Below are 8,495 nucleotides of genomic sequence, written 5' to 3' on the forward strand. Positions count from 1 at the left end.
AGTATTTATTGTCTTTTTAAAATTTTCATATACTGAATTTTTGACTAATTAAAAATGATTACTGATGAATTTATTATAGTTATGTACTTGTACATCTAATAAGAAAAATAGCACTTTATTGTTTTAACATACTGAAAGAGATAAAGAATGACAGCTAATAAGCCAAATATTTTAAGTCTATCTACCTCTGCAGCCATTGAAGCCGCCCGTGCGGGGGAAAGTGGTCGAGGGTTTGCTGTAGTAGCAGGAGAAGTGAAGTCATTATCACAACGTTCATCTGATACGGGGCAACAGATGATAGTTAAGGTTGATGGTATTTGTAGTGCGATGAATTCAGCGGTTGATAAGACAGAAAAACAACTTGAAGAAGAAAAATTAAAATCAGATGAGTCACAATTATTAATCCAAGATGTTATTGCCAAATTACACCAATTAATTAACCAATTTTCAGATTCCACAACCATTTTAAAAAACCACAGTGAAGATATTAGCAATGAAATCAATGATATTTTGGTTTCTCTACAATACCAAGATCGTGTCTCTCAAATACTCTCATATACCAATAATGAAATGACCCGTTTCTCTGAGTTATTAGAAGCGCCCGATGAAATCATAAACGTTGATAAAAATGATTGGCTAAGAGAAATGAGTCAAGGTTATACAACTTCAGAGCAAAAAAGTATACATGCGCATAATACTTCTGGAAATATTGTCTCAGTAGAAGAAAATAGTAATGATATTGAATTTTTTTAATAAATTTAAAAAACGGTTCATTAACGGAGCGAACTAATTTGAAACCTAAAATAAAAGTATTGCTTGTTGATGACTCTGCCGTAGTTAGACAAGTATTATCACAGATAATAAATGCTCATCCCAAAATGGAAGTGTGTGCAGCTGCGCAGGATCCTATCTTTGCAATCCGCCATATGCACAAACAATGGCCTGACGTTATTATTCTTGATGTGGAAATGCCAAGAATGGATGGCATTACTTTTCTGCGAAAAATCATGTCTGAGCATCCAACTCCGGTTGTTATGTGCTCTAGCTTAACAGAAAAAGGAGCTGATACGACGTTACAGGCAATGTCTTTAGGGGCCATTGAAATTGTTACTAAACCGAAATTTGGCGTGAAAGGTTTTTTAGGTGAATCAGCAGATGAAATTACCCATGCAGTTTTGGCTGCTGCACAAGCAAAAGTACGTAAATTCCAACCTATAGCAACAAATATAGCAAAAAAATTAACAGCAGATGCCATATTAAGTTTACCTAATACAAGCGCAATGGTACGTACAACAGAACGAATTGTTGCCATAGGCTCTTCAACTGGCGGTACTATGGCGCTTGAATCCATTTTAACGCAACTCCCTCGAGTGTCACCCGGCATTGTTATTGTGCAACACATGCCTGTCGCTTTTACAGGGGCTTTTGCGGCCCGTCTTAATACGCTTTGCGAAGTGGACGTTGTCGAAGCAAAGGGTAATGAAACCATTCTGCCAGGTCATGTTTACATTGCCCCGGGTGATCGGCATCTATTGGTCAATCGCAGTGGTGCTTTGTACAAAATAGAACTTAAGGATGGTCCCTTAGTGAGTAGACATAAACCTTCCGTTGATGTCTTATTTCGTTCTGTGGCTCGTTATGCTGGAAAAAATGCGTTGGGAATTATTCTGACTGGTATGGGAGATGATGGTGCACGTGGCTTAAAAGAGATGAAAGATGCCGGCAGTGTTACTTTAGGTGAATGTGAAAAAAGCTGTATCGTTTACGGGATGCCCCAAGAAGCGATGAAAAGAGGCGCGGTTGGGAAAGAGCTTAGCTTAGCGCAGTTTCCAAGTGCAATCTTAGATTACCATCGTTCAGGCCTGTAAATAGTAACATGTAGAAAAATGGGTATGTGAGCATTTTGCTGTTCCACATGGCACAAAATATTTAAACAGTTAAAAGGATAAAAAAAATGGCAACAATTTTAGTCGTTGATGACTCTGCTTCATTAAGGCAGGTGGTCGCAATTTCGTTAAAAGGTAAAGGCTACGATGTTATCCAAGCTGGCCATGGCAAAGAAGCATTAGCCAAATGTGATGGCACTAAAATCAATTTAGTGGTGAGTGACGTCAATATGCCTGTCATGGATGGCCTTACCTTTGTCACTGAAATGAAAAAACTGCCTCGATATAGATTCACACCTGTGATTATGTTGACCACAGAAGCGGGTAGCGATATGAAAGATAAGGGTAGGGCTGCGGGCGTGAAAGCATGGGTTGTCAAACCCTTTAAACCAGAGCAGATGTTAACAGCTGTTGCCAAATTGATACTGCCATAAGATAAAAAGGATGTTGACAACATGAGTACTGATAATACAAAACGAGCCGTATTAAAACCGGAAAATATGACAATTTATGAAGCGATGGATCTGCAAGCATTGTTTTCAGCAACACTCGCTGATTTTAAGCAGATAGAGGTTAATTTATCTCAGGTTGTAGAGATTGACAGTGCAGGATTACAGCTGATGGTTGCATTGAAAAATGATGCTCTCGAACAAAAAAAAAAGGTGGTCTTTACTGCACACAGCCTTGAGGTTATTGAACTTTTTGAGCTGTTTAATATGACTCAGTTTTTTGGCGACCCGGTTGTCTTGTAAAGCGATAGCATTAAATAGTAAGACTATCAGTAATCGATACTGGCATTGCTTTGCAATCCTTGAAAAGATAATAAGTATAACAGGAGTTTAATATGAGTAATGACTTGGAAGCCGCTAAACAAGGGTTTTTATCCGAAGCGGGTGATTTATTAAGTGCAATGGAAGATGCGTTGTTGCATTTGGAAAATAGCCCTGATGATATGGAAGCAATTAATGCCGTTTTTAGAGCTGCTCACACTATTAAGGGGACATCAGGTGTTTTTGGCTTCGATGACGTCGTCAGCTTTACTCATGTTGCCGAAAGCTTGCTTGATAAAATTCGCGACAGTGAAATAACTATTAATAAAGAAATTATTGAAGTATTACTTAGGTCCGGCGATCACATGTCTGCGCTGGTGAATGAAGTCATTGCTAATGATAATGAGGTTTGTACCGCGTTATTGGAAACCAGTGGTGCGTTAATTTTGCAACTCAATGTTTTTATGCAACTAACTCCCACTGAAATAATTATCAACGAGTCAACAGAAAATAGGATAGAAACCTTAGAGGGTGATGAGCAAATAGCGTCCAACAATAACTGGCATATCTCCCTGCGTTTCGGTGTTGATGTATTAAAACAAGGCATGGATCCCATCTCATTTGTTAAATATTTACAGCAAATTGGTCGCATTATTTCTCTCTCTGTTTTACCCAACAAAATACCCAGTTTAGATAATATTGATCCCGAGGCTTGCTACCTAGGTTTTGAAATATCGTTTCAGTCAGAATGTAATAAAGAAGAGATTGAAGCTGTCTTTGAATTTGTTCAGGAAGACTGTGATATCCGTATTGTCCCACCCCATAGTGCCATCAATCGATACATTGAACTCATTCAAGCACTACCGGAAGAAGATGAATTACTCGGTGAGTTATTAATCAAAAGCCAAGTATTAACGCGTAACGAATTACAAAACGCACTCTCTGATCAACAAAACAAAAGTAAAACTGGAGCTGATAAAAGTATCGGTGAAATTTTAGTTGATCAAGGTGTTGTTGCCCAAGAAGTTGTCGGTGCAGCAGTTGAAAAACAACAACAAGTGCGGACTAAAAAGAATGTAGAATCGCGCATTGTACGAGTTAATTCAAACAAGCTTGATGAGCTCATCAATATGGTCGGAGAATTGGTTATCGCCAGTGCATCCGCATCTTTATTGGCGAATAAAGGCAATAACCCAGAATTAGAGGAAGCCAGTGGCTTAGTGGACGACTTAGTCGACAGTATTCGTAATAACGCATTAAGTTTACGCATGGTGCCGATTGGTGAAACATTTCACCGTTTCCAACGGGTAGTCCGCGACGTTAGTGGCCAACTGAGAAAAGAAATTTCCTTGGTTATTACTGGAGCAGAGACTGAACTTGACAAAATGGTCGTAGAAAAAATAGGCGATCCGCTGATGCATTTGGTGCGCAACTCATTAGATCATGGTCTTGAGACGCCTGAACAGCGTATTGTTGCAGGCAAAGATGCACAAGGTAAAATACACCTAAATGCCTACCATGATTCAGGCAGTATTGTCATTGAAATAAGTGATGATGGTAAAGGACTTAATAAAGTCTTGTTATTAGAGAAAGCGATTGCCAAAGGCATTGTCGATGCAGAGCAAGTGCTCAGTGACGATGACATTAACAACTTGATTTTTCATCCAGGTTTTTCAACCGTAGAGTCAGTTTCTAATATATCGGGTCGCGGTGTGGGCATGGATGTGGTTAAACGTAACATCCTTGCACTACGTGGCTCTATTGATTTAGAAAGTACAGAAGGTGAGGGAACGGTTGTACGTATTCGGTTGCCTTTGACCTTAGCGATTATTGATGGTTTCCAAGTTGGGATAAGAGATGACTCGTATGTTGTGCCATTAGACATGGTGATCGAATGTGTTGAATATGCCGATTTCAATAAAGCCAATGATAATGATAAATCAGAAAGCAACTATTTTAACTTACGGGGTGAAGTATTACCGCTAGTAAAATTAAAAGATCATTTTAATTATTCCCTTGTAGAAAATGAACAAAACGCACGTGCAAATATTGTTGTAGTGCATTATGCAGGCAGAAAAGCGGGATTGGTTGTTGATCAATTAATGGGGGAGTTTCAAACCGTTATCAAACCACTTGGAAAATTATTCAGTAAAATCAGAGGGATAGGCGGGTCTACCATACTCGGGAGTGGTGAGGTAGCATTAATTTTGGATGTTCAACAGTTAATACAAGACGCCTCTGAGCAGGAATTAAAACATGTTTCATAAAGGGTTGTTAACAGAAAATAAAAAAAGATCATGTAGATAGGTTAAGTAGAAAATGTGTCTTTAATGCAAAGAATTTAATTAACAAAGTAACGCTATTTAAAATTAATATCAATTCAATGAGGGTGAAATATGAACTTAAAAAATGTACCAATGAAAGTGAAGTTGATTGGATTAATGCTATTAATTAGCTTAATTCCACTAATAATTACCGCTTATATCTCAGCAAAAAATGCCTCTGATGCAATAATTTCCGGATCCTTTAATCAATTAAGTGCAATTCGTGGTATTAAACATGCACAAGTCGCCAATTTTATGGGCGAGAGAGAAGGGAATTTGGGGGTTTTGGTGGAAACAACATCTGCTTTGCTGAATACTCAAATTTCAAAATTGCAGGCAATTCAAGAGTTGAAAAAAGCCAATATTGAAAGTTTATTTGAAACTTTTGAAACAACTATCAAAATCTCAAAAGATGATCCATTTATTGCACAAGGATATAATGATATTAACAATGTTTTTGACCAAGGTATTAACTCTATAAAGTGGCAGCAACAGGTTGACCAGTATGATGTCCGCTTAAAAGATGTGGTTAATGATGCTGGTTGGTATGATCTTTTTTTAATCAATCCGCAAGGCGATATTGTTTACAGTGTAGCTAAAGAGTCCGACCTTGGCATGAATCTGAACAATGATGCAAAAATGCGCGACAGCTCTCTAGGTAAAGCATTTACACGTGCAAAAAATAAGGGTAAAGAAGAAGTGTCGATTGGTGATTTTATGTCCTATGCCCCATCAAACGGTGAGCAAGCCGCGTTTGCTGTGGCGAAATTAGAGTTTGCCGACGGGTATATCGCCATGCAACTTTCCAACGATGTAATTAACTCCATTGTTCAACAGCGAAGTGGTATGGGTAAGACTGCTGAAAGTTATTTAGTAGGTGAAGTGGATGGTATTAGTAGTTACCGTAGTGATCGTGTCATTAAACCAGGTAGAATTGGACAAAAAAAATCCAGTGAGTACATTAATAATGCGCTGGCCGGCAAGACGGAAACGAGTATTCAGCTCGGTAGCTCTGGTGATGTAGAACTAGTATCAATTAGCCCACTAAACATTAAAGGATTAAATTGGGTAATGGTTACCTCAGGAAGTTTGGAAGAGGTTCTCGCGGCTAAGTCAAAAAATGATGAACAAGATTACTTTGAAAAATATGTGGATAAATATGGTTATTATGATCTTTTTTTAATCCACCCCGATGGCGAAGTTTTTTATAGTGTCGGTAAAGAGAACGATTACCAAACCAATATGGTCAACGGTAAATATCGTGACTCAGGGCTTGGAAAATTAACGAGCCAAGTTTTAAAAACAGGACAATATGGCGTTGTTGACTTTGCCCCTTATGAACCGAGTAATGAACAACCTGCCGCATTTATCGCACAGCCCTATATGAACGAAGGGAAAGTTGAGCTTATTGTTGCGCTTCAACTCTCATTAGATTCAATAAATGAAATCATGCAACAGAGAGAAGGCATGGGGGAAACTGGGGAAACGTACCTCGTAGGTAGTGATAAATTAATGCGTTCAGATTCATTTCTTGATCCTAAAGGACACTCTGTAAATGCTTCTTTTGCAGGGAATATAAAAAATAATGGCGTTGATACTGAAGCTGTTAAGGATGCATTAAGTGGAAATTCAGATAACAAAATCATCAACGATTACAATGGGAATCGAGTATTATCTTCCTATTCATCTGTTAAAATTGGAGATACTAATTGGGTAGTTATTGCTGAAATTGATGAAGCTGAAATCATGATGCCAGTTGATCAGCTCATAGAAAAAATTGTTTTTATTGCCATTATTTTTCTTGTTATAATTATTGTTATTGCCTATCTATTTGCAATTAGTATTACCAAACCTGTGATTAAAAGTGTTGCCTTCGCCCAAGAGTTATCAAAAGGTAATTTGATGGCCGACCTCGATATTGATCAAAAAGACGAGATTGGACAATTGAGCAGTGCGATGGTTAGTATGCGTGATCAAATAAAAAATGTGATTGAAACAGTGAGTAGTGGTGCTAATAATTTATCAAGTGCATCTGAAGAGGTGAGTGCAACTGCACAATCAATGAGTTCATCTTCAAACGAACAAGCATCAAGTGTCGAAGAAACGAGCGCCTCAATGGAGCAGATGGTCGCATCGATTACGCAAAATATGGAAAATGCTAAAGTTACTGATGGTATGGCTTCACAAGCCGCTAAAGAAGCGGTTGAAGGAGGTGATGCGGTAGAGCAAACTGTTTCCGCGATGAAACAAATTGCAGATAAAATTGGAATTATTGATGACATTGCTTACCAGACTAACCTATTAGCACTAAATGCAGCTATAGAAGCGGCTAGGGCCGGTGAGCATGGTAAAGGCTTTGCTGTTGTTGCGGCTGAGGTACGAAAATTGGCGGAGCGTAGCCAAATTGCAGCACAAGAAATCGGTGGAGTAGCGACCAGTAGTGTAACATTATCAGAAACTGCGGGTCGACTATTGGGCCAAATCGTACTTTCAATTAATAAAACCTCTGATTTGGTACAAGAAATTAGTGCGGCATCTGAAGAGCAATCGTCTAGTGTTAGTCAAATTAACACTGCAATGGGACAATTAAATACCATTACCCAACAAAATGCATCAAGTAGTGAAGAGCTTTCCGCCACAGCTGAAGAGATGAGCAGTCAAGCTCAACAACTTCAGTCAGTAATAAGTTTCTTTCAAATTACTACTAAACCTGCGGGTGGAGCTGAAATTTATCCACAAAACTCAACTACTCGATCGAGACCACCTGTAAGATCTAGTGCACCGGAATCAATATCCTTAGATGAATCTGAGTTTTCCAAATTTTAAGGATAAATCATTATGAATTCATTAGTTAAATCTGATGCCCAAGCTGAAAGGTTACCAAAAGAGAGTGCTTTATCTGCTATCGAGGAAAGTGGACAATATCTGACATTTTTGCAACGAGGAGAGATGTTTGCTATCGGTATTCTCGGCATCAAAGAAATAATTGAGTATGCGAAACTGACCACTGTGCCACTGATGCCTGAATTTATAAGTGGTGTTATTAATATTAGAGGTGCAGTTGTTCCTGTTATTGATTTGTCTGCTCGCTTTGGTAGAGAAGTGGCTGTAACAACACGTAAAAGTTGTATTGTTATTATTGAAACTGTTAATGATAACGAAAAAATTGATATTGGAATTATTGTTGATTCGGTTTCAGAGGTGTTGGAAATACTACCTGCTGATATTGAGCCATCACCCCGCTTTGGCACTAATATTCGCGCTGAATTTATTAGTGGGATGGGAAAAGTTAACGACAATTTTGTTATTATCCTAGATATTAGCCGAGTATTATCCGTTAATGAAATGAGTTCCTTAGCGTGTGTAAGCGGTGAGTCAATGCCAGAGGTGAGTCTTTAGAATAGCATTTTTTATAAATGCTCTGTTATGTCGCGCGGATAGTTTCTGATTTGTTCGCGCAGACTTTTAACTATTCATGAGACGGCCCCTAGTAGAATAATAATTATCTTTATTTC

The 8,495-nt window shown here is 38.4% G+C and carries 7 protein-coding genes; all 7 read left to right on the forward strand.

The window, feature by feature from the left end:
* Nucleotides 1-147 precede the first annotated feature (147 nt).
* The 7 genes from KSO91_RS14780 (at nt 148) to KSO91_RS14810 (ending at nt 8,379) form a co-directional block, all read left to right on the forward strand.
* Nucleotides 148-753, forward strand: a complete 606-nt coding sequence (locus KSO91_RS14780) for a methyl-accepting chemotaxis protein (protein ID WP_275114008.1) — start codon at nt 148-150, stop codon at nt 751-753.
* Between the two features lie 38 nt (nt 754-791).
* Nucleotides 792-1,868, forward strand: a complete 1,077-nt coding sequence (locus tag KSO91_RS14785) for a protein-glutamate methylesterase/protein-glutamine glutaminase (RefSeq protein ID WP_238743804.1) — start codon at nt 792-794, stop codon at nt 1,866-1,868.
* A gap of 86 nt (nt 1,869-1,954) precedes the next feature.
* Nucleotides 1,955-2,320: a response regulator gene (locus KSO91_RS14790; protein WP_238743805.1), complete on the forward strand. Its 366-nt coding sequence runs from the start codon at nt 1,955-1,957 to the stop codon at nt 2,318-2,320.
* A gap of 21 nt (nt 2,321-2,341) precedes the next feature.
* On the forward strand, nt 2,342-2,638 hold the full coding sequence (locus tag KSO91_RS14795) for an STAS domain-containing protein (protein WP_238743806.1): 297 nt from the start codon (nt 2,342-2,344) through the stop codon (nt 2,636-2,638).
* Between the two features lie 92 nt (nt 2,639-2,730).
* Nucleotides 2,731-4,923 (forward strand): chemotaxis protein CheA, encoded by a 2,193-nt coding sequence (locus tag KSO91_RS14800; protein WP_238743807.1) that lies wholly within the window; start codon nt 2,731-2,733, stop codon nt 4,921-4,923.
* A gap of 129 nt (nt 4,924-5,052) precedes the next feature.
* Complete coding sequence (locus KSO91_RS14805) at nt 5,053-7,806, forward strand: methyl-accepting chemotaxis protein (RefSeq protein ID WP_238743808.1); 2,754 nt, start codon at nt 5,053-5,055, stop codon at nt 7,804-7,806.
* A 12-nt stretch (nt 7,807-7,818) separates the two neighbouring features.
* On the forward strand, nt 7,819-8,379 hold the full coding sequence (locus tag KSO91_RS14810; RefSeq protein WP_238743809.1) for a chemotaxis protein CheW: 561 nt from the start codon (nt 7,819-7,821) through the stop codon (nt 8,377-8,379).
* The last annotated feature ends 116 nt before the right edge of the window (nt 8,380-8,495 follow it).

Origin of the sequence: Psychromonas antarctica (assembly GCF_022267535.1) — a bacterium.
Taxonomy (GTDB): Bacteria; Pseudomonadota; Gammaproteobacteria; order Enterobacterales; family Psychromonadaceae; genus Psychromonas; species Psychromonas antarctica.